This window comes from Nocardioides sp. Bht2 (genome assembly GCF_047308515.1).
Taxonomy (GTDB): Bacteria; Actinomycetota; Actinomycetes; order Propionibacteriales; family Nocardioidaceae; genus Nocardioides.
Genome location: NZ_JBLBWI010000001.1, coordinates 951069 through 968612, shown reverse-complemented (window position 1 = coordinate 968612; position 17544 = coordinate 951069). Strand labels below are relative to the sequence as shown.

The 17544-nt window shown below is 68.7% G+C and carries 24 protein-coding genes; 17 read left to right on the top strand and 7 right to left on the bottom strand.

Annotated elements, in window-relative coordinates:
- Positions 1–738 carry a DinB family protein gene (locus tag ACLM5J_RS04720; RefSeq protein ID WP_413654901.1) on the bottom strand — a complete coding sequence of 246 codons (738 nt, stop codon included), beginning with the start codon at positions 736–738 and terminating at the stop codon, positions 1–3.
- Between the two features lie 76 nt (positions 739–814).
- Here ACLM5J_RS04720 and ACLM5J_RS04715 point away from each other — a divergent pair, with 76 nt between their 5' ends.
- Together ACLM5J_RS04715 and trxB are read left to right on the top strand one after the other, a co-directional pair.
- The gene (locus tag ACLM5J_RS04715; protein WP_413654900.1) at positions 815–1327 is read left to right on the top strand and encodes a 2'-5' RNA ligase family protein; all 513 of its coding nucleotides are present in this window, start codon (positions 815–817) and stop codon (positions 1325–1327) included.
- Between the two features lie 125 nt (positions 1328–1452).
- Positions 1453–2406: a thioredoxin-disulfide reductase gene (gene trxB / locus ACLM5J_RS04710; RefSeq protein ID WP_413654899.1), complete on the top strand. Its 954-nt coding sequence runs from the start codon at positions 1453–1455 to the stop codon at positions 2404–2406.
- A 97-nt stretch (positions 2407–2503) separates the two neighbouring features.
- Here the strand turns inward: trxB and ACLM5J_RS04705 are convergent, their stop codons facing one another.
- Positions 2504–2761, bottom strand: a complete 258-nt coding sequence (locus ACLM5J_RS04705) for a hypothetical protein (protein WP_413654898.1) — start codon at positions 2759–2761, stop codon at positions 2504–2506.
- Between the two features lie 111 nt (positions 2762–2872).
- Between ACLM5J_RS04705 and ACLM5J_RS04700 the strand changes: the two genes are divergently transcribed.
- The 3 genes from ACLM5J_RS04700 to ACLM5J_RS04690 all read left to right on the top strand — a co-directional run bounded on the left by ACLM5J_RS04700 (position 2873) and on the right by ACLM5J_RS04690 (position 5283).
- Complete coding sequence (locus ACLM5J_RS04700; protein ID WP_413654897.1) at positions 2873–4258, top strand: acyl-CoA dehydrogenase family protein; 1386 nt, start codon at positions 2873–2875, stop codon at positions 4256–4258.
- A gap of 98 nt (positions 4259–4356) precedes the next feature.
- Positions 4357–5088, top strand: a complete 732-nt coding sequence (locus ACLM5J_RS04695) for an IclR family transcriptional regulator (RefSeq protein ID WP_413654896.1) — start codon at positions 4357–4359, stop codon at positions 5086–5088.
- Positions 5089–5130: 42 nt separating this feature from the next.
- Positions 5131–5283 carry a hypothetical protein gene (locus ACLM5J_RS04690; RefSeq protein ID WP_413654895.1) on the top strand — a complete coding sequence of 51 codons (153 nt, stop codon included), beginning with the start codon at positions 5131–5133 and terminating at the stop codon, positions 5281–5283.
- Between the two features lie 23 nt (positions 5284–5306).
- Here ACLM5J_RS04690 and ACLM5J_RS04685 read toward each other — a convergent pair whose 3' ends face one another.
- Positions 5307–5933 (bottom strand): hypothetical protein, encoded by a 627-nt coding sequence (locus tag ACLM5J_RS04685; protein ID WP_413654894.1) that lies wholly within the window; start codon positions 5931–5933, stop codon positions 5307–5309.
- A 175-nt stretch (positions 5934–6108) separates the two neighbouring features.
- Here ACLM5J_RS04685 and ACLM5J_RS04680 point away from each other — a divergent pair, with 175 nt between their 5' ends.
- A complete protein-coding gene (locus ACLM5J_RS04680) occupies positions 6109–6552 on the top strand; it encodes an RrF2 family transcriptional regulator (protein ID WP_413654893.1) in 444 nt (147 codons plus the stop codon).
- Between the two features lie 61 nt (positions 6553–6613).
- Entirely contained in the window at positions 6614–7828 is a 1215-nt protein-coding gene (locus ACLM5J_RS04675) for a globin domain-containing protein (protein WP_413654892.1), read from the top strand.
- A 3-nt stretch (positions 7829–7831) separates the two neighbouring features.
- On the opposite strand, the gene ACLM5J_RS04670 is transcribed toward ACLM5J_RS04675, so the two are convergent.
- Positions 7832–8224 (bottom strand): VOC family protein, encoded by a 393-nt coding sequence (locus ACLM5J_RS04670; RefSeq protein ID WP_413654891.1) that lies wholly within the window; start codon positions 8222–8224, stop codon positions 7832–7834.
- 80 nt (positions 8225–8304) lie between these two features.
- On the opposite strand from ACLM5J_RS04670, the gene ACLM5J_RS04665 reads away from it, so the two are divergent.
- The 4 genes from ACLM5J_RS04665 to ACLM5J_RS04650 all read left to right on the top strand — a co-directional run bounded on the left by ACLM5J_RS04665 (position 8305) and on the right by ACLM5J_RS04650 (position 10600).
- Positions 8305–9069: a TetR/AcrR family transcriptional regulator C-terminal domain-containing protein gene (locus ACLM5J_RS04665; protein ID WP_413654890.1), complete on the top strand. Its 765-nt coding sequence runs from the start codon at positions 8305–8307 to the stop codon at positions 9067–9069.
- 29 nt (positions 9070–9098) lie between these two features.
- Positions 9099–9422: a hypothetical protein gene (locus ACLM5J_RS04660; protein ID WP_413654889.1), complete on the top strand. Its 324-nt coding sequence runs from the start codon at positions 9099–9101 to the stop codon at positions 9420–9422.
- A 37-nt stretch (positions 9423–9459) separates the two neighbouring features.
- The gene (locus tag ACLM5J_RS04655; RefSeq protein WP_413654888.1) at positions 9460–10272 is read left to right on the top strand and encodes a siderophore-interacting protein; all 813 of its coding nucleotides are present in this window, start codon (positions 9460–9462) and stop codon (positions 10270–10272) included.
- Positions 10273–10384: 112 nt separating this feature from the next.
- Positions 10385–10600: an amphi-Trp domain-containing protein gene (locus ACLM5J_RS04650; protein ID WP_413654887.1), complete on the top strand. Its 216-nt coding sequence runs from the start codon at positions 10385–10387 to the stop codon at positions 10598–10600.
- A gap of 66 nt (positions 10601–10666) precedes the next feature.
- Here ACLM5J_RS04650 and ACLM5J_RS04645 read toward each other — a convergent pair whose 3' ends face one another.
- Complete coding sequence (locus tag ACLM5J_RS04645) at positions 10667–11290, bottom strand: PaaI family thioesterase (RefSeq protein WP_413654886.1); 624 nt, start codon at positions 11288–11290, stop codon at positions 10667–10669.
- Positions 11291–11474: 184 nt separating this feature from the next.
- On the opposite strand from ACLM5J_RS04645, the gene ACLM5J_RS04640 reads away from it, so the two are divergent.
- The 4 genes from ACLM5J_RS04640 (at position 11475) to ACLM5J_RS04625 (ending at position 14235) form a co-directional block, all read left to right on the top strand.
- Positions 11475–11897, top strand: a complete 423-nt coding sequence (locus tag ACLM5J_RS04640; RefSeq protein ID WP_413654885.1) for a pyridoxamine 5'-phosphate oxidase family protein — start codon at positions 11475–11477, stop codon at positions 11895–11897.
- 75 nt (positions 11898–11972) lie between these two features.
- Complete coding sequence (locus ACLM5J_RS04635) at positions 11973–12851, top strand: DUF1295 domain-containing protein (RefSeq protein ID WP_413654884.1); 879 nt, start codon at positions 11973–11975, stop codon at positions 12849–12851.
- On the top strand, positions 12848–13966 hold the full coding sequence (locus ACLM5J_RS04630) for an FAD-dependent oxidoreductase (protein ID WP_413654883.1): 1119 nt from the start codon (positions 12848–12850) through the stop codon (positions 13964–13966). The genes ACLM5J_RS04635 and ACLM5J_RS04630 overlap by 4 nt, the downstream gene beginning before the upstream one ends.
- Before the next feature lie 101 nt (positions 13967–14067).
- On the top strand, positions 14068–14235 hold the full coding sequence (locus ACLM5J_RS04625; RefSeq protein ID WP_413654882.1) for a hypothetical protein: 168 nt from the start codon (positions 14068–14070) through the stop codon (positions 14233–14235).
- 15 nt (positions 14236–14250) lie between these two features.
- On the opposite strand, the gene ACLM5J_RS04620 is transcribed toward ACLM5J_RS04625, so the two are convergent.
- Both ACLM5J_RS04620 and ACLM5J_RS04615 read right to left on the bottom strand, forming a co-directional pair.
- Positions 14251–14523 carry a hypothetical protein gene (locus tag ACLM5J_RS04620; RefSeq protein ID WP_413654881.1) on the bottom strand — a complete coding sequence of 91 codons (273 nt, stop codon included), beginning with the start codon at positions 14521–14523 and terminating at the stop codon, positions 14251–14253.
- A gap of 220 nt (positions 14524–14743) precedes the next feature.
- On the bottom strand, positions 14744–16210 hold the full coding sequence (locus tag ACLM5J_RS04615) for an MFS transporter (protein WP_413654880.1): 1467 nt from the start codon (positions 16208–16210) through the stop codon (positions 14744–14746).
- 78 nt (positions 16211–16288) lie between these two features.
- On the opposite strand from ACLM5J_RS04615, the gene ACLM5J_RS04610 reads away from it, so the two are divergent.
- Both ACLM5J_RS04610 and ACLM5J_RS04605 read left to right on the top strand, forming a co-directional pair.
- Entirely contained in the window at positions 16289–16774 is a 486-nt protein-coding gene (locus ACLM5J_RS04610; RefSeq protein ID WP_413654879.1) for a MarR family winged helix-turn-helix transcriptional regulator, read from the top strand.
- Between the two features lie 84 nt (positions 16775–16858).
- Positions 16859–17488, top strand: coding sequence for a dihydrofolate reductase family protein (locus tag ACLM5J_RS04605; RefSeq protein ID WP_413654878.1), 630 nt, complete (start codon positions 16859–16861; stop codon positions 17486–17488).
- Positions 17489–17544 lie beyond the last annotated feature (56 nt).

Sequence of the window (17544 nt, the reverse complement as noted above, 5' to 3'; positions counted from 1 at the left end):
TCAGCGCTTTTCGAGCAGGGCCAGGTCCCGGCGGATGTAGCGCAGGTGCGCCCACTCCTCCTCCAGGATCACCCGGATGCAGTCGCCCACACTCGGCCGCCGATCTCCGTCGCCCCAGGGGTTCTCCCGCTCGGCGGCGAGAAGTTCCGGCGTCGCTGTGGCCAGGAAGTCGGTCACCGACTGTTGCCGTTGTGCCCGGACCGCGAGGACTTCGTCGTACGACGGCGGTTCGGGGCGGAAGATCGACATGTCGAAGCCCATCTCCTCGGCACCGGTGAAGATCTGACCGATCTCGTGGAAGGGCTCGTCGAGACGGAGGATCGCCCGGCCCAGCCAGGTGTCGGTGGCAAGGATCAGGTGCCGCAGGGTCTGCGCCAGCGACCATTCACCGTTCACCTGCTCGTCGATCAGCCCGAGCGGCGTCCCGGTGACGGTCTCCTGCCACGCCGCCTGGACGGCGACCCACCCTTCGCGCAGCCCCTGCGGCGTCTCTGCGTTCTGCAATGCGCGGCCCGGGAACTGCCGGTTGAGTTCGGCGTCGACCAGCGGCACGACGTCGACGCCGTTGACCACCAGAGTGCCGAAGAAGAGGTCGTGGCTGTCGATCTCCAGCCCGTTGACATCGACCTCGCGCATGGTCACGCCGCTGAGATCGGAGAAGCGGACAGTCGCTCCCTTGAAGCTCGCCGCGACGAACTTCGCGCCCTCGAATTCGTCGGTGTTCGAGTAGGTCGTCATCGTTCCATCATGGTCCGAATCGTGCGGAGGTCAACGGGCCGCCGGGTGGCAGTCGCGGGCGTCCTAGGCTGGGCCGGTGCCCGACCACGCCTTTGAACTGAGCTTCGACGACGCGTCCGAGCGGGCGATCGTCGATCAGTGGCTGGCCCTGAAGGCCGCAGGCATCCCGTCGCAGGCCGACCACCGTTCGATGACCAATGCGCCGCACCTGACCCTGGCAGCGGCGACCCCGATCCCGGCCACGTTGATCGAGCCGGCTGTCTCGTTGATCGGGCCGCTACTGCCGACCCGGATCCAGCTCCGCGGGTTGATCCTGCTGGGCAACGGTCCCCGGGTGACCGTGGCGCACCTGGTCGAACCGACGCCGGCGCTCGCCGCAGCAACCTTGGAGCTGCGGGCCCTGGTGCCGGGGCTGCGGCACCCGGTCTGGATGCCGCACCTCACGTTGGCTCGACGGGTTCCGCGGCGCCTCCTGCCGGCCGCGCTCGAGGTGCTGGCCGCGACGCCGACGGTCGAGACCCTCTCCGCCGACCGGCTCCGCTGGTGGGACCCGGATGCGGACGTGGTGGACGACATCGCGATCGGCTAGTCCGGTCGGTCACTCTCGGTGGTCGGCAGTCGGCATGGGCGCCGCTCGTCTCTTGCATAGCCTCCGGGCGGCCCCGGTGGACGTGTTACCGGGGCTGTCCTTTGAAAACTCTGAGAGGCCGTTCCATGCAGCAGTCCGTTCGCAACGTCATCATCATCGGGTCCGGTCCCTCCGGCTACACCGCCGGCGTCTACGCCGCGCGCGCCGGACTCCAGCCCCTGGTCTTCGAGGGTTCCGTCACCGCCGGCGGAGCCTTGATGAACACCACCGAGGTGGAGAACTTCCCGGGCTTCCGTGACGGCATCATGGGTCCGGCTCTGATGGATGAGATGCGTGCTCAGGCCGAACGGTTCGGTGCCGAGCTGGTCGCCGACGACGTCATCGAGGTCGACCTCGTGGGCGAAATCAAGACCGTCAGGACCGCCACCGATACGTTCCAGGCACGCACGGTCATCCTCGCCACCGGCTCCGGATACCGGAAGCTGGGCATCGAGCGCGAGGAGGAACTGTCGGGGCGCGGGGTCTCCTGGTGCGCCACCTGCGACGGATTCTTCTTCCGTGACCAGACCATCGCGGTGGTCGGTGGCGGTGACTCCGCCGTCGAGGAGGCCACCTTCCTCACCCGGTTCGGCGCCAAGGTCTACCTCATCGTCCGTCGCGATGAACTCCGGGCGTCCAAGATCATGCAGGAGCGCGCCTTCGCCGACCCGAAGCTCGAGATCATCTGGAACGCCGAGGTGGGTGCGTTGCACGGGCAGGACCGGTTGGAGGGCGTCACCCTCGTCGACACCATGACCGGCGCGGAGTCCGCGCTCGAGATCTCCGGCCTTTTCATCGCGATCGGTCACGACCCCCGGAGCGAACTGCTGACCGGTCAGGTCGACCTGGACGAGGACGGCTACGTCCTGGTCAACCACCCCACCACCGAGACCAACCTCGCGGGTGTCTTCGCGGCCGGCGACCTGGTCGACCACCACTATCGCCAGGCCATCACGGCGGCGGGCACCGGATGCGCCGCCGCGCTGGACGCCGAGCGCCACCTCGCTGAGCTGGACCACCGGAGCCTGCTCCGCGCCTGATCGGGAGGCGAGACCGAGCCATGCCCCGGAACGCGCAAGGACCGCTCGGTCCCGTCGTTGGACGGGGCCCGGCGGTCCTTGTGCGTGGAGCTCCGGCTCAGTGCTGGTCGATGCCTTCGAAGCCGATCTTTACCAGCGAGAGCGTGCCCAGACCGGGATTCTGCTCCCGGACCGCCTGGTCCACCATCCGTTCCAGGATCGCATCCGGAACCAGACACTCAAGGCAGTCGGCGGTGCCCGCCTCCAGCGCCACCACGACGTCGCCGCCCTCGTCGACGCTCTGCGCGTACAGCTTGAAGCCGTCGGCCTCGAGTCCGGTCCGGACCCCGGCCAGGGCGTCGTCCACCGTCTTCATGTCCATCGTTGACCTCCAATTTCTTGCGTCACTTCCGCTGAGCCGCAGTGGCTCGGTGACATAGCGAAGCCAGTGAATAGCCTCCCGGCATCGCAATCTCAGGAGGTTCTGTTGAATAGAAGTGCCAGTTCGTTGGCGACCATCATCGAGACCGTCGTCGCGCCCGCTGCGGGCGCCGTCGACAAGGAGGGCGCCTTCCCTCGTGCTTCCATCGACGCCTTGGCAGCTGCGGGTCTGTTCGCGCTCACCGTGCCGACCCAGTACGGCGGCGCCGGGCTGGGCCCGCAGGCAGCCGTCGACCTGGTCCGCGAGATCGCCGGTGTCTGCGGCTCCACCGCGATGGTCACCGGGATGCACTACGCCGCTACCGGTGTTCTGATCGCCGACGACCGTGCAGAGGTGTTGGAGGCCATCGGCCGCGGCGAGCACTTGACCACGCTGGCGTTCTCGGAGACCGGATCGCGCAGCCACTTCTGGGCACCCGGCAGCACCGCCACCGCTGTGGGCGATCGGATCCGGCTCGACGCGCACAAGAGCTGGGTGACCTCGGCGCAGCAGGCCGACAGCTACATCTGGTCGTCGCGCCCGCTGGCGGCCGAGGGGCCGATGACCCTGTGGTTCGTGCCGACCAGCGCCGAGGGCCTGGAGATCGGACCCGAGTTCGACGGTCTCGGCCTGCGGGGCAACGGGTCCACCTCGGTCCGGGGCAACGCCGTCGAGGTGGAGCCCACGGCCCTGATCGGCACTGACGGCGAGGGCCTCGACTTCGCCCTCGCCTCGGCGCTGCCGTGGTTCCTCCTGGTCAACGCGGCAGCCAGTGCCGGACTGATCCAGGCCGTGATCCGCGACGCCGTCGCCCACGTCACCACCAGCCGGCTGGAGCACCTGGGGCAGACCCTGGCCCAGCAGCCGCAGACCTTGGCCCGGATCGCGACGATGCAGATCACCGCCGACCGCACCAACGCTCTGCTCGACCTCGCCGCAGGTCGGGTGGCGGCCGGCGCCGAGGACGCGCCGCTTCGGGTGTTGGAGGCCAAGGCCTGTGCCGACGAAGCGTCTGCTCAGGTGGCCGACCTGGCGATGCAGGTCTGCGGTGGAGCCGCCTTCCGCAAGGAGCTCTCCATCGAACGGCGTTTCCGCGACTCTCGCGCAGCCCGGGTGATGGCGCCCACGCAGGACGCCCTGGCCGAGTTCATCGGCCGCGCCGTCTGCGGCATGGGTGAGCTCATCGACGAGGCCGCGCTGGTGGCTCTGCTGGCCAGCGGTCAGCTCGCCGGTGCCGCTCTCGACACGACCGAGCAGGAGCCGCTGCCGGCCGACAGTGCCTTGTGGGCGACGCCAGGGGTGGTCATCACGCCCCACGTCTCCTGGTTCTCCGACTCCTACACCCGCGACGTGGTGGCGCTGTTCGCTGCGAACATCGAGGCTCTCGAGGAGGGGCGGCCGCTCGCCAACGTGGTCGACCGGGAACTGGGCTTCCACCCGTTGCCCGACTGAGGTCGGCGGGACGTATGCTGGGATCCACTTCCGTTTGATGGAAGTGAAGGAGTCGGCGGGCCGCTTCTCCCGGCGCCCGCCCCGCAAGGAGATCCCCGATGAGCGAGCCCGGCGACGGCGTAGCGCGCCCGAGCGTTCTGGCTCGCGCGACCCTGATCCTCGACGCTTTCGCGGAGTCATCCGGGCACCTGTTGCTCGACGAGATCACCGCGCTCACCGGGCTCCCGCACTCCACCACCTTCCGCCTGGTCCGACAGTTGGTCGAGCACGGTTGGTTGGAGGCGGACTACCCGGGGTACCGGCTGGGCGGCCGACTCCGTGAGCTGGGGCAGTCCTCGGTGGATCACAACGAGATCCGGGCCGCGGCTGCGGTCGCTCTCAACGACCTGCATCTGGCCACCGGCATGGTGGTCCACCTGTCGGTGTTGCACGGCGCGAGTTCGCACTACCTCGACAAGGTCGGCGGCGTCGCCTCGCGAACGGTTCCGTCCCGCGTCGGTGCCCGGATCCCGGCGACCAGTACGGTGAGCGGCCGGGCCATCCTGGCGCAGTTGCCCCCCGAGGAGGTCGACGCCCTGCTCGGCGGTTCGGCCGACCTCGAGGCCGTCCACCGCGACCTCGCCCAGGTCCGCAGTCAACGCGGCGTGGCGGTTCGCCCCGGGCGTGATCCGGTCATCGGCGTCACCTCGATGGCGGTGCCGGTGCTCGGGCCGCGGGGGCCGATCGCCGCGATCTCGGTGGGCGCCAAAGGCCTGATCCAACAGTCCGCAGTGGCGCCACTGCTGCTGCACACTGCGGCGGTCATTGCGAGCCGTCACGCCAACCTCTGAGCGTGCGTCCCGCGTGGCGCCGCGCCGATTAGGCTCCGCCACATGGATGTCATGCTCTTCTTCGTCCTCCTTTCGCTCGCGACGATCCTGGCCCTGTTCTGGCTGATCCGCCTGGCCGTGCGCTACGGGGTCAACGACGCCCTGCAGATGAACCGGAGTTGGTTGCGCAGTTCGGATGAGGTGCGGCGCGACTGACCCTTGGCGATGGGTAGTAGGGATCAGGCCCGGCTCTCGAACCAGGGCTGGTGCAGGTCGTAGAAGGTCGCCGACTGCATCGCGTAGGCCAACTCGCTGCGTACCTCCGGCGGGGGCTCGATCTTCTCGCCTTCGCGGGCTGCCGCCTCACTGGTGAAGGCGATCGTCTCGACGAAGCTGCCGTCGTCCTCGATCGCGAGGGTTCCGCCGAGGATGTCGGGCCGCATCTCGTGCAGGGTGGTGGTGTCGGCCATCATTGCCTTGAGCCGACTCGGGTCGTCCACGCGGCCGCGGATGATCTGCACGAACCCGGCATCGTCAGAGCCGCCGTCCATCAGCAGGGTGACGTCGTCGCAGTCGTGGAACTCCACGGGGCCGTCCATCAGGGCCATCAGCCGGGCCGCCCACTCGCCCTGTTCGGGGCGGTCGGAGTTGGCCATCGCAGCTTCGCGGGAGTCGAACCTGATCACGCCGATCAGTTGGCCGTCGTCGGTGAATCCGTGCGTGCCGCCGAGCCATCCGGTGGCGCCGGGTGCCAGCTCCTGGTGCCAGGTGTTGATCATCTGGCGTGCTTCGTCCTGCTTGCTGCAGGGGCCTTGAATCATTTGGATGAACATCGCTGCCTCCTGGTCGTAGGTGTGGGTACGCACCGGTCGAGGCTGCTCGCGGGCCCCGGCCGGGCCCTGGCCGAAACCTACGTCCGCGGCGTCGTCAGCGCATCGCCAAAATTGGCTGTCCTGGTAGTGCGGCGCCCACGCGTGCGCGTGCTGCAGCGCACACACTTTTATTTTGCATTTCATATTCCAAATTAATTACCGTGGGCACATGGAGCTCACGAAGTTCACCGACCTCGGCCTCCGCGTGATGATGCGGCTCGCCGTCCTCGATGAGGGCGAATCTCTGACCACGCAAGCCGTTGCGGAACAGGTCGCGGTCTCCTATGCGCATGCAGCCAAGGTGGTCGCGAAGCTTCAGGCGCTCGGCGTCGTGGAGACCCGGCGTGGCCGTGCAGGCGGTCTATGGATCACCCGGCAGGGCCGCGGGATCTCGATCGGCGCACTCGTGCGGGCGTTGGAGGGCGCCGACGAGGTGATCACCTGCGAGGGCGACAACCCATGCCCGCTCAGGCATTCGTGCCGACTGCGCGGCCTACTGCGCCAGGCGCAGGAGGCGTTCTTCGCGACGCTCGATCCGTACACGATCGACGACCTCACCGCCCCGCCGACCGGCCCGGTGCTGCTCTCGCTGAGCACGCGGACCCCTGGCTAGGCCCCACTCTTCGTCGCTACCGCGACGAATGACGATGAATGTTCAACCCCGGGAGGAATCAGTGCTCAGCCCCACCTCGACCGACGTCATCCGCGCCACCCTGCCTGTCGTCGGAGCAGCCATCGGAGAGATCACCCCGCTCTTCTATGGACGCATGTTCGCCGCCCACCCCGAACTGCTTCGCGACACCTTCAATCGTGGCAACCAGCAAGCAGGCGACCAGCCGAAGGCGCTGGCCTCCTCGATCGCGCGCTACGCCACGATGCTCGTCGACCCGGCCACCCCCGAGCCCGCGGAGATGCTGTCGCGGATCGCGCACAAGCACGCCTCGCTCGGCGTCCGTGAGGACCAGTACGAGATCGTGCACACCCACCTCTTCGCCGCGATCGTCGAGGTCCTAGGTGACGCCGTCACTCCGGAGGTCGCGGCCGCCTGGGATGAGGTCTACTGGCACATGGCCCGCGACCTGATCGCGATCGAGCGCGGTCTCTATGCGGGCGCCGGCGTCGACCCCGAGCACGTTTTCCGTGATCTGGTGGTCGTCGAGCGGGTTCAGGAGTCACCCGACACCGTCTCCTTCGTGCTTGCCGACGTCGACGGCGCCCCCTTGCCCGAGGCGCAGCCCGGTCAGTACGTCTCGGTCGGGGTGCGGTTGTCCGACGGTGCCCGTCAGATCCGTCAGTACAGCTTGGTCCGGTTCGGCGGCGCCGAGTGGGCGATCACGGTGAAGGCGGTGCCCGCCCGAACCGGAGCCGACGGTACTGAGATCCCCGAGGGCGAGGTCTCGAACTTCCTGCACCGCAACGTCTTCGAGGGCGACATGCTGCAGGTCTCGCCGCCTTTCGGTGACCTGATCCTGGACGACTCGGAGAACCCGTTGGTGCTGATCTCGGCCGGCATCGGGACCACTCCGATGATCGGCATGCTGCACCACCTGCGGCTCTCCGGTAGCAGTCGACCGGTGACCGTGCTGCATGCAGACCGTTCGCCGTCGCGGCACGCGCTGCGCCGCGACCTCAAGGAGTTGGTCGCCACCATCGACGGCGCGACCCTGGTCCGCTGGTACGAGGACCTCGGCACCCGCGTGCCACGCGCCGATCTCGCCGCCGGGCTGGTGGATCTGGAGGCGGTCTCGGTTCCGACTGACGCTCAGGTGTACCTCTGCGGCCCGCTCCCGTTCATGGAGTCGGTGCACGCCGGCCTGGTGGCGAAGGGCGTCGCCGGCGACGCGATCCGCTACGAGGTCTTCGGGCCGGACAAGTGGCTGGTCGGCTGAGGATCAGGCCTCGCCGGGGGCGTGCATCCACTGCACGAGTTGCCAGACGATCCCGTTCTCGTCGGCGAACTGGCAGTAGCGCTCGCCCCACGGCTCGGTCTCCGGTTCGGTGACGACCTCCGCCCCTGTCGCTGCGATCCGGGCGAACTCGGCGTCGATCTGCTCGACCTCGAAGGCGAGCAGGGTGCCGTCGCCGGCTGAGCCGGCGATCCGGGCGGGCTTGAAGGTCGCCAGCCCCGTCTGCAGGAAGATCACGTTGACGCCGGCGCTCGGGTGGGCGAGGGAGACGAAGCCGTCCGCGGACATCGCTTCGGTGAAACCGAGATGGCTGGCGAAGCGGGCCGAGGCGGCCGGGTCGGGGACGTTGAGCGAGATGGCGGAGGCGGTGATGTGCATGGCTTCTCCTTGTCGGGCGAATAACTTCGTACGATGTACAACGTACAACGTTATGGAAAGATTCCCGGCATGGAGAAGCAATGCCCCGATCGCTGATCGACCTGCTGTGGCGTGACCATCCGGACGCGCCCATCGGGGGAGCGCGCGGGCCGAAGGCGCGGATCTCGACCGGCTCGGTCGTCGCTGCCGCGATCGCTCTCGCCGACGCCGATGGCTTGGCTGCGGTGACCATCCGCAGCCTCGCCACCGACCTCGGCGTCTCGACCATGTCGATCTACACCCACGTCAACAGCCGTGACGATCTGTTGGTGTTGATGGCCGACGCCGCGCACGGAGCGGCGGCCGCCGCTCGGGGCCCGGTTTCGGACCTGCCTTGGCGGGCCGGGGTGGCGGCTCTTGCAGAGGCGAACCTCGAGGAGTTGCGTCGCCGTCCCTGGCTGTTGGAGATCGACGACGACCGAAGTGCGCTCGGACCGGGCACGATCGCCAAGTACGACCGCGAGCTCGCGGTCCTGGTGCGGCTCGGGCTCGACGACGTCACGACCGACGCCGCGCTGACCTTCGTCCTCGACTTCGTCCGGTCCAGCGCTCGGGCCCTGCGCACCCCGCGGCACGCCGCGGAACTCGCGGAGAACTGGCCGAACTTGAGTGTGAGCCTCGCCGACTACCTCGGAGATGCCTACCCGCTGGCGCAGCGGGTAGGCGCCGCCGCAGGTGAAGCGATGGGCGGCGTCGGCGAACCGTCGTTTGCCTGGCGGTTCGGTCTGGCGCGCCTGCTCGACGGCCTCGCTGCCCTCGCTCAATGTGACCCCAGCGCGCAAAATGAGGCGAATTCCGAGCGCTGAACTCACATTGAGCGGACTAGCATCGGTTCATGGAGGCCACCGAGTCTGGCGCGAACGACCACTGGTTCTGCGTCGGTGTGCCGCTCTTCGTCGGGGCGGTCCTTCTGCTCGCCGGGCTCTTCGTCGGGTTCAACCCGGTCGGTGGGCACTTCGACAACGAGAGCTTCCACTGCGGATCACCCTTCCGCGTCGCCGACGATGATGGCGGCTACGGCGGTAGCGAGCAGTACGACGCGTGTGAGCAGGAGCGCCGTCACCTGTGGCCGTTGGCTTTCGGCGGCGTCGCGCTGGGCCTGCTCTCGCTGGCCGGGGCGGGGATGTCAGCGTGGTCCCATCGGCGGGACGCGGCCTAACGGTCGGGCGTTGGGGTGCTGCTGGAACGATGTGGGGGTGAGCAAAGCAACCTCGATGTACGGCGAGGTCGTCTCGACGACGCGCCTCAGCCCCCAGTTGGTCCGCATCGTCCTCGGTGGAGAGGGGCTGGCCGACTATGTCGCCGGTGACGCCGCCGACCAGTACGTGAACTGTCAGTTCCGTCCTGCGGATGCGCCCTACGCGGTGCCGTTCACCGAGGACGAGGTCCGTGACCTCGACCGTGAGCAGCGGCCGTTCCCGCGCCGGATCACCGTGCGGCACTGGGCCGCCGGCACCCGGGAGCTCACCTTGGACATCGCCGTCCACGGCGACGTCGGGCATGCCGGACGGTGGGCGTTGGCGGCACAGCCGGGCGACCGCCTGCAGATGCGTGGGCCGGCTGGCAGCTACCACCTCCACCAGGACGCCGCCACCTTCCTGTTGGTCGGCGACGAGAGTGCGCTGCCCGCTATCGCCGCCTCGGCTGAAGCCGCTCCGGCGGGAAGTCGGGTCGTCGTGGTGGCCGAGGTCGAAGACGCCGATGGCGAGATCGAGCTCAACTCCCCGGGCACGTTGGAGGTCCACTGGGTACATCGCGCGGGGTACGCCGGCGACCTCGACACCTTGCTGGCCGAGACGGTGGCCGGTCTGCGGTTCGACGGGGTGGTCAGCGCCTTCGTACACGGTGAGGCCGAGGAGACCCGCGCCGTCCGGCGGCACCTGCTGAGTACCGGCGTCGTCGACCTGGAGCACCTGTCGTGTTCGCCGTACTGGCGACGCGGCCACGACGACGAGCAGTGGCGCACGATCAAGGGCGCCTGGACGCGCGAAGTCGCTGCCGACGTCTAGCTCCAGCAGCTCAATGTGACCTCAGCGTCGCCTTTTCGCCGAAAACCAAACGCTCAGCTCACATTGAGCGGGTGGGTTAACGTTCGCCCCAACCGACTTGAAGGAGAACCCCGTGGACCTGTTCGACCTTGACCAGACCCAGACCGTGAGCCGTGAAGAGGCCGCCGCCCGACTGCGCGACCTCGCCGACCAGCTCTCCCGGCACAACTCGGTCGAGTTCGAGCGCAACGGTCACCGGATCACCGTTGCGGTCCCCGACGAGGTGAAGCTCAAGGTCGAGGTCGAGATCGGCGACGAGAACGAGTTGGAGATCGAACTCAACTGGTGACACCCCGCTCAATGTGACCGCAGCGCTGTAATTCCCCAGGAATTGCAGCGCTGCGGTCACATTGAGCTACTCGTCGGGGACTTGAAGGAAGAGCGCGTCCATCTCCGCGCAGAGCCGGTCACCGTCGTGCAGAGTGCCCAGGACGAAGAGCTTCCGTCCCTCGATCCGGTCCACCCAGACCCGGACCCGCAATGGCCGGTCGATCGGGGTCAGGGACCGGTAGTCGACCTTCAGGAACGCGGTCCGGGCGAAGCCGCTGGAGACACGCTCCATCGTGGCGTAGCCGGCGAGCTCGTCGAAGAGCAGCGAGACGTAGCCGCCGTGGGCGGCGAGTCGACCCATATGGAAGGCCCGGAAGGTCGCGTCGGCGAAGACTCCTTCCTCGCCCACCTCCAGCACCGTGAACGGTGGCAGGGAGGGGTTGCCGCGGGCCGGAAGGTCCTTGCGTGAGTCGGCCGCGGCGTCGTCCGAGGCGACGGCGTCGGCCTGCATCCGTCCCGCGATGCCGCGGAGCGCGGTGGTGAGCTCGATGGCGAGGTCGTCAGCCGGATCGAGATAGCGGACGGCGTCCATAACGGAGCGCAGTTGCTCGACGAGGTCGCCGAAGTGCGGGCCCCCTCGATGGGTGTTGCCCACGGCCCAATCCGGCACCGTGGTGCGCTCGGCGCCGGTCTCCCGCGTCGATGTCATCCGTCTCTCCCGACTCGCTGCTTCGATATTCCCTCTGCGGCATGGTCGCAGATCCGCGGCAGAGTCTCAGAGCCACTCCCAGTGGTGCAGCTCACGCGGTACGCGACTGTGGTGGCTGGCTCCCCATAGTTGGGAGTCAGGTGCCACACAGTGGCGTCAAGCGCCGCCAGGGAGAATGGCGCGCATGAGCATCTTCGTGCCCGGCTGGGACACCTTCCCCGCCAAGTTGTGGGAGTTCTACTCCGAATACCAGCTGAACACGCTGACCACGCTCCGAGCGGACGGGCGTCCGCACGTCGTTCCGGTCGGCGTCACCCTGGACCCGGAGCAGCAGTGCGCGTGGATCATCACGCGCGACGGCTCTCGCAAGGTGCGCAATGTCGAGGCCGCGCAGCACGGCGCCGACGTCGCGCTCTGCCAGGTCGACGGGCCGCGCTGGTCGACGCTCGAAGGGCGCGCGCGGGTGCACCGTGACGTCGAGTCGCGGGATCGTGCGATCGAGCTCTACGCCGCTCGCTACCGCCGTCAGCCGACGCCGGATGAGCGGCGGATCGCGATCCGGATCGAGGTCGACCGGATCCTGCACGGGGCGATGCTCGACGGGTGATCCCTGCGGCCGGGGTACAGCCCTTGCCGCCCGAAACTCCCTCCGCGCGGGAGTAGAACTGGTTACAGTTCGAAGATGAGCAGAGCGGAGTCGCTGGCGCGGGTCGCGGTGGTCTACGTGGTCGCGATCGCTGCCGGAGCGGGTTGGCTGGCCTGGGGTGCCGACACCTCCTGGCTCTGGCTCGACGGCCTGATCGCCGACCTGATCGCGACCCTGGTGATCTTCGCGGCGAGCCGGATCCACGGCAACTCCAGCTTCTACGACGCGTGGTGGAGTGTGGCGCCGCCCCTGCTGGCGTTCTACTGGTGGCTGGCCGCCGACGCCGGTGTCTCCGACGGGCGCTGGTGGCTGCTGATGACGGTGATGCTCCTCTGGGCGATCCGGCTGACCGGCAACTGGGTCTACGGATTCCCCGGCCTGCACCACGAGGACTGGCGCTACCCGTTGCTCCGGGCCAAGGCCGGCCGTGCCGAACTGGCCGCCGACCTGATGGCGATCCACGTGGTCCCGACACTCCAGGTGTTCGCCGGGATGATCCCGGTCTACGTGGTCGCCACCCGATCCGGTGAGCCCCTCGGCTGGCTCGATCTGGTGGCGTTCGCCCTCGGCCTGGCGGCGATCGCGTTGGAGACGGTCGCCGACCTCCAGATGCACCGGTTCGTGGCGACCAAGACGCCGGGAGCCGTGATGGACCGCGGCGTCTGGTCCTGGTCGCGGCACCCCAACTACTTCGGTGAGTTCGGGGTCTGGCTTGCCTTCGGGCTCTTCGGTCTCGCCGCCGCGCCGGGGAGCTGGTGGGTCCTGCTCGGCGCCGTCGCGATGGCCGTGTTGTTGCAGACCGCAAGCATCCCGATGATGGAGCAGCGCAGCTTGGAACGCCGCCCGGAGTACGCGGACGTCGTCCGCCGGATCTCGCGGTTCGTCCCACGGCCGCCGCGCAAGGTCGCCGGGTGACCCGTCCGCGGGTGGTCGTCGCCGGGCTCGGCGACACCGGCGTACTGACCGCGATCCGGCTGGCCCGGGACGCGGACGTCGTCGCGATCAGTACCAAGCCCGGTTGGCTCAGCGGCCAGGAGCTGGGTCTTCGCCTCGCCCGCCCCGAGCGCTGGCAGCGGGACTACCGGATCGACTTCGACCGCTTCCGTGGACTGGACGACGTCCGCATCGTCCGGGGGAGCGCGGTCGGCCTGGACGCGGTCGCGAGATCCGTGCGGGTCCGCACCGAGAGTGGTGCCGAGAACGAGGAACCCTACGACGCCTTGGTGATCGCGACCGGCGTCACCAACGGGTTCTGGCGCTCACCCGAACTCCAGAACGCCGGCCAGATCGACCGCGCGCTCCGTGCTGCCCACGAACAGCTCGCCGCCGCCGCACGTGTGGTGATCGTCGGCGGCGGGCCGGCCGCGGTCAGTACGGCCGCGCAGGTTGCGGAGCGTTGGCCCGGCAAACAGGTGCGGCTGTACTTCCCGGGAGAGCGCGCATTGCCGCACCACCATCACCGGGTCTGGGAGAAGGTCGCGGCCCGGCTGCTGGCACTCGGTGTCTCGGTGCATCCGGAACATCGCGCGGTGCTCCCTTCCGACGGGCCGTGGGAGCTGGCCACCGGTCCGGTCGCGTGGTCGACCGGCCAAGCGCCCACCGATGCCGACGTGGTGCTCTGGGCGGTCGGCGCGGTACGTCCGCATACCGAGTGGCTGCCGCGCGAACTCCTGGATGCCCGCGGTTTCGTCAACGTGGGAGCGACCTTGCAGGTGCCGGGAACCGAGGCGGTCTTCGCGGTCGGTGACGTCGCCGCCACCGACCCGCTGCGGAGCTCGGCGCGCAACCAGGGCCACAAGCTGGTCGCCGACAACGTGCGCGCGCAGTTGTCGGGCCGACGGATGCGTGAGTACCGGGCGCCCCGCCGTCGTTGGGGTTCGGTGCTAGGGGCCCAAGGTGACGGTCTGACCGTCTTCGCGCCCAGTGGGCGCGCGTTCCGTTTCCCCGCGTGGAGTGTGGATCCGCTGCTTCAGGGCTTCGTGGTCCGGCGCGGCATCTACGGCGGCGTGCGGGCCCCCGACGACGGTTGATCCACGCAGGAAGCCCCGTAGGATCGAAGTTCCTGTGCCGTCGCTGGACCGCGGGATCCGCGGTCCACGGATGAGGCTGACGCCTCGGAAGGACGTGTTCGATGGGTGCTTTGAAGGACCGGATGCAGTCACTGCTCCACTGGCCCGGAAAGAAGCGTGAGCGGACCCCGGCGGAGCGGAAGCAGGAAGGCCGCTGGGAGGGCGAAGGCGGCGCGCTCCACCCGACCGACGAGCCGCCGCGCCACGATCCGCCGAGCGAGGCGCGCTGAGCTAGCTCGCGATGACTACTCCGGGCCGAGCGGGTGGGCCAGGTCGTAGGCGCGGGCGAGTTTCTTCGGGACCACCATCCGCCAGGCGTCGACGACGAGCTCGCGGGCTTCGGCGGCGTCCAGGGCGGGGAGTTGGGCGTGGGCCCAGTTGAAGCGCAGATCGACGGGGCGCGGTAGCTGGAACTTCACCGGGTCGCCGGCGACCAGTGCGTCGCGCTCCTCCTTGGGGAAGGCGAACCCCATCGTCTGTTCGTCGTCGGAGAAGGCGACATAGACGAGTTGGCCCACCCGGAACCGGAGCCGACCGCGGACCCAGGCCGGGTAGGAACGGTCCAGCCCGGCGGCCAGCGTGTAGACGTCGTCGACTGTGGCGATGGTGCACCTCCTGCGTGGTTCAGATGGTTGGACCGGTGTGACGACGTCGACTCATCGCTGACGCGCTCTTCTGTCGAAATACGATCGCACCCGCCCGGCAGGCGCCGGACGGGTGCGGTTCAGTGTGGACGGCTCAGGCCGTCTCGAGCTCGGGGTGCTCGATGTGCTCCTCCGCCTCGCGGGCGGCCTTGGTCGGGATGGCGCTGGCGACCAGGGCGGCGACCAGGGCCACGCCGGCCCCGATCAGCAGGCCGGTGCGGAACCCGGCTTCCGAGGTCAGCTCCATGCCGCCGACCTTATGCGTCATCTGGGCGAGCACGACACCGACGACGGCGCCGGCCACCGAGGTGCCGACCGAGCGCATCAGTGTGTTGAAGCTGTTGGCCGAGCCGATCTCGCTCATCGGCACCGAGCCCATGATCAGGGCGGGCATCGCGCCGTAGGCCAGACCGATGCCGGAGCTGATCACCATGACGGCGATGGTGATGCCCCAGGTGTGGCCCATCAGCAGGGCGGCGACGACATAGCCGACCGCGACCACGGCGGCACCCAGGGTGAGGGTGACCTTCGGGGTGCGGGCCGCGGAGAGCTTGGCGCCGAGCGGCGAGACCAGCATCATCATGATGCCGCCGGGGAGCATCCACAGACCCATCGCGAGCATGCTCTGGCCGAGTCCGTAGCCGGTTGCTTCCGGCATCTGCAGCAGCTGCGGCAGGATCAGGGATTGGGCGTACATCGCGAAACCGACGACGAGCGCGGCGGCGTTGGTGAGCAGGACCACGGGGCGTGCCGTCACGCGCAGGTCGACCAGCGGGTCGCTGACCCGGAGCTCCCAGAATCCCCAAGCCAGCAAGAGGATCACGGCGCCGCCGAGGCAGCCGATGGTGGTGGCGCTGCCCCAGCCCCAGTCGGCGCCCTTCGAGACGCCGAGCAGCAGGCAGACGAGTCCGGCTCCGAGCCCGACCGCGCCGATCGGGTCGAAGCGGCCCTTGGCCTGGGCGGGGGTCGCGGGGACCAGGGTGGCGATCAGCAGGGTGACGATCACGGCGAGGCCGGTGGCGCCCCAGAAGAGCGTGTGCCAGTCGGAGTGCTCCGCGACGGCGGCGGCGACCGGGAGGCCGAGGGCGCCACCGACGCCCATCGAGGCGCTCATCAGGGCGATCGAGCTACCCAGCTTCTCCGGCGGCAGCAGCTCCTTGAGGGCGCTGATCCCGAGCGGCACGATGCCCATCCCGACGCCCTGCAGGCCGCGGCCGACGATCATCGGCACGACGGTCGAGGAGAGCGCGCAGATCATCGAGCCGAGGATGAGGATCGACGAGCAGATCAGCATGATCCGGCGCTTGCCGTAGAGGTCGCCGAGGCGTCCGCTGACCGGGGTGGCGACACCGGCGGTCAGCAGGGTCACGGTCACCACCCAGGCGGCGTTGGACTGCGTGGTGTCCAGCAGTTCGGGGAGTTCGAGGAGCAGCGGCACGACCAGGGTCTGCATGAGCGCTGCGGTGATGCCCGCGAAGGCGAGGACGAAGACGATCGCACCGGCTCGCACCGGCTGAGCCGGGGGCGCGTGCACGTCGCTGTGGTGCGAAGTTGCAGTCATGAATATGTACGATACACATGGGGTGCGCAGCCCACAAAATGTGGTCACTGCATGGGGCGTGCCTGATACACTGCTCACATGCAGCGGGAAGAGTTGCCGGTGGAGGTCGAGAACGCTCTCGACGCGATCGAGTTCGAGGGCATGTTGATGGGGCGGCAGATGTCGCCGCAGAACCATCCCGAACACACTGTGTTGTCGCTCGACCGCAGCGCCTACACCTTGATGAGCCGGATCGAGATCGACGGGCCGCTCTCCATTCCGCAGATGTCGGCGGCCTTCGCGCTCGACGCCTCCACGCTCAACCGGCAGACCGCGGCGATGATGCGCAAGGACCTGATCCGCCGGATCCCGGACCCGGACGGCGGCATCGCCCGCAAGTTCGAACTCACTCCCCACGGCATGGAGCTGCTGGAGGGCGATCGCGACATCAAGCGCCGGGGGCTACGGACGATCCTCGCCGCCTGGTCGGCCGAGGAGGTCACCACCTTCGCCGCGCTTCTGCACCGCTTCAACTCCGACGTCGAGGCGCGCGAAGGTCGACCCTGGCCGCGGCCCACCCATTGAAGCTGAACCGCAGCGATGGGCTGCGGCCGATGACTCTGCACGGCATGATCGGTCTACCTCGACACATCACGTCAGGAGCAGCGCATGCAGCGGACCCGGGTCCACAATTTCTCGATCTCTCTCGACGGCTTCGCGGCCGGTGAGCCACAGTCCCTGGAGACGCCGTTCGGCCACGCCGGGCAGCGGCTCCACCAGTGGATGATCGCCACCAGGTTCTGGAGTGAGCAGGGTGCGGACGGCGTCGACAATGCGTTCGCCCTCCGGCACAGCGACGGCATCGGCGCCGAGATCATGGGGGCCAACAAGTTCGGGCCGCCCGGCTGGGCCGACGATCCGAACTGGCGCGGCTGGTGGGGCGAGAACCCGCCGTTCCACACTCCCGTCTACGTACTCACTCGGCATGAACGGCCGTCGTTGGAGATGGAGGGCGGCAATGTCTTCCACTTCATCAAGGCGAGCCCGGCGGAGGCGTTGGCCACTGCGAAGCAGGCGGCCGGCGAGCTCGACGTGCGGATCGGTGGCGGCGCCACGGTCGTCCGCGATTTCCTGGCCGCCGGACTCATCGACCACCTGCATCTGGTGGTGGTCCCGATCGTGCTCGGCCGCGGTGCTCGGCTGTGGGACGGCTTGGAGGAGATCCAGGACGGCTTCGACGTCGAGACGGTGAGCTCGCCGAGTGGCGTCGTCCATCTGACCTTCACCCGCTCAGCCTGACCGTCGAGTTCGCCTTGAAATCTCTCGAAAAACGATAGATCCTTATCGAAAGGCGG

Bases quoted from the DNA above. Each gene is read 5' to 3' on its own strand.
- ACLM5J_RS04720 (WP_413654901.1), bottom strand. From the start codon at position 738: ATGACGACCTACTCGAACACCGACGAATTCGAGGGCGCGAAGTTCGTC.
- ACLM5J_RS04660 (WP_413654889.1), top strand. From the start codon at position 9,099: ATGGAGGCCACCGAGTCTGGCGCGAACGACCACTGGTTCTGCGTCGGT.
- ACLM5J_RS04610 (WP_413654879.1), top strand. From the start codon at position 16,289: ATGCAGCGGGAAGAGTTGCCGGTGGAGGTCGAGAACGCTCTCGACGCG.
- ACLM5J_RS04695 (WP_413654896.1), top strand. From the start codon at position 4,357: ATGAGCGAGCCCGGCGACGGCGTAGCGCGCCCGAGCGTTCTGGCTCGC.
- ACLM5J_RS04645 (WP_413654886.1), bottom strand. From the start codon at position 11,290: ATGACATCGACGCGGGAGACCGGCGCCGAGCGCACCACGGTGCCGGAT.
- ACLM5J_RS04690 (WP_413654895.1), top strand. From the start codon at position 5,131: ATGGATGTCATGCTCTTCTTCGTCCTCCTTTCGCTCGCGACGATCCTG.
- ACLM5J_RS04615 (WP_413654880.1), bottom strand. From the start codon at position 16,210: ATGACTGCAACTTCGCACCACAGCGACGTGCACGCGCCCCCGGCTCAG.
- trxB (WP_413654899.1), top strand. From the start codon at position 1,453: ATGCAGCAGTCCGTTCGCAACGTCATCATCATCGGGTCCGGTCCCTCC.
- ACLM5J_RS04625 (WP_413654882.1), top strand. From the start codon at position 14,068: ATGGGTGCTTTGAAGGACCGGATGCAGTCACTGCTCCACTGGCCCGGA.
- ACLM5J_RS04665 (WP_413654890.1), top strand. From the start codon at position 8,305: ATGCCCCGATCGCTGATCGACCTGCTGTGGCGTGACCATCCGGACGCG.
- ACLM5J_RS04680 (WP_413654893.1), top strand. From the start codon at position 6,109: ATGGAGCTCACGAAGTTCACCGACCTCGGCCTCCGCGTGATGATGCGG.
- ACLM5J_RS04605 (WP_413654878.1), top strand. From the start codon at position 16,859: ATGCAGCGGACCCGGGTCCACAATTTCTCGATCTCTCTCGACGGCTTC.
- ACLM5J_RS04635 (WP_413654884.1), top strand. From the start codon at position 11,973: ATGAGCAGAGCGGAGTCGCTGGCGCGGGTCGCGGTGGTCTACGTGGTC.
- ACLM5J_RS04640 (WP_413654885.1), top strand. From the start codon at position 11,475: ATGAGCATCTTCGTGCCCGGCTGGGACACCTTCCCCGCCAAGTTGTGG.
- ACLM5J_RS04670 (WP_413654891.1), bottom strand. From the start codon at position 8,224: ATGCACATCACCGCCTCCGCCATCTCGCTCAACGTCCCCGACCCGGCC.
- ACLM5J_RS04705 (WP_413654898.1), bottom strand. From the start codon at position 2,761: ATGAAGACGGTGGACGACGCCCTGGCCGGGGTCCGGACCGGACTCGAG.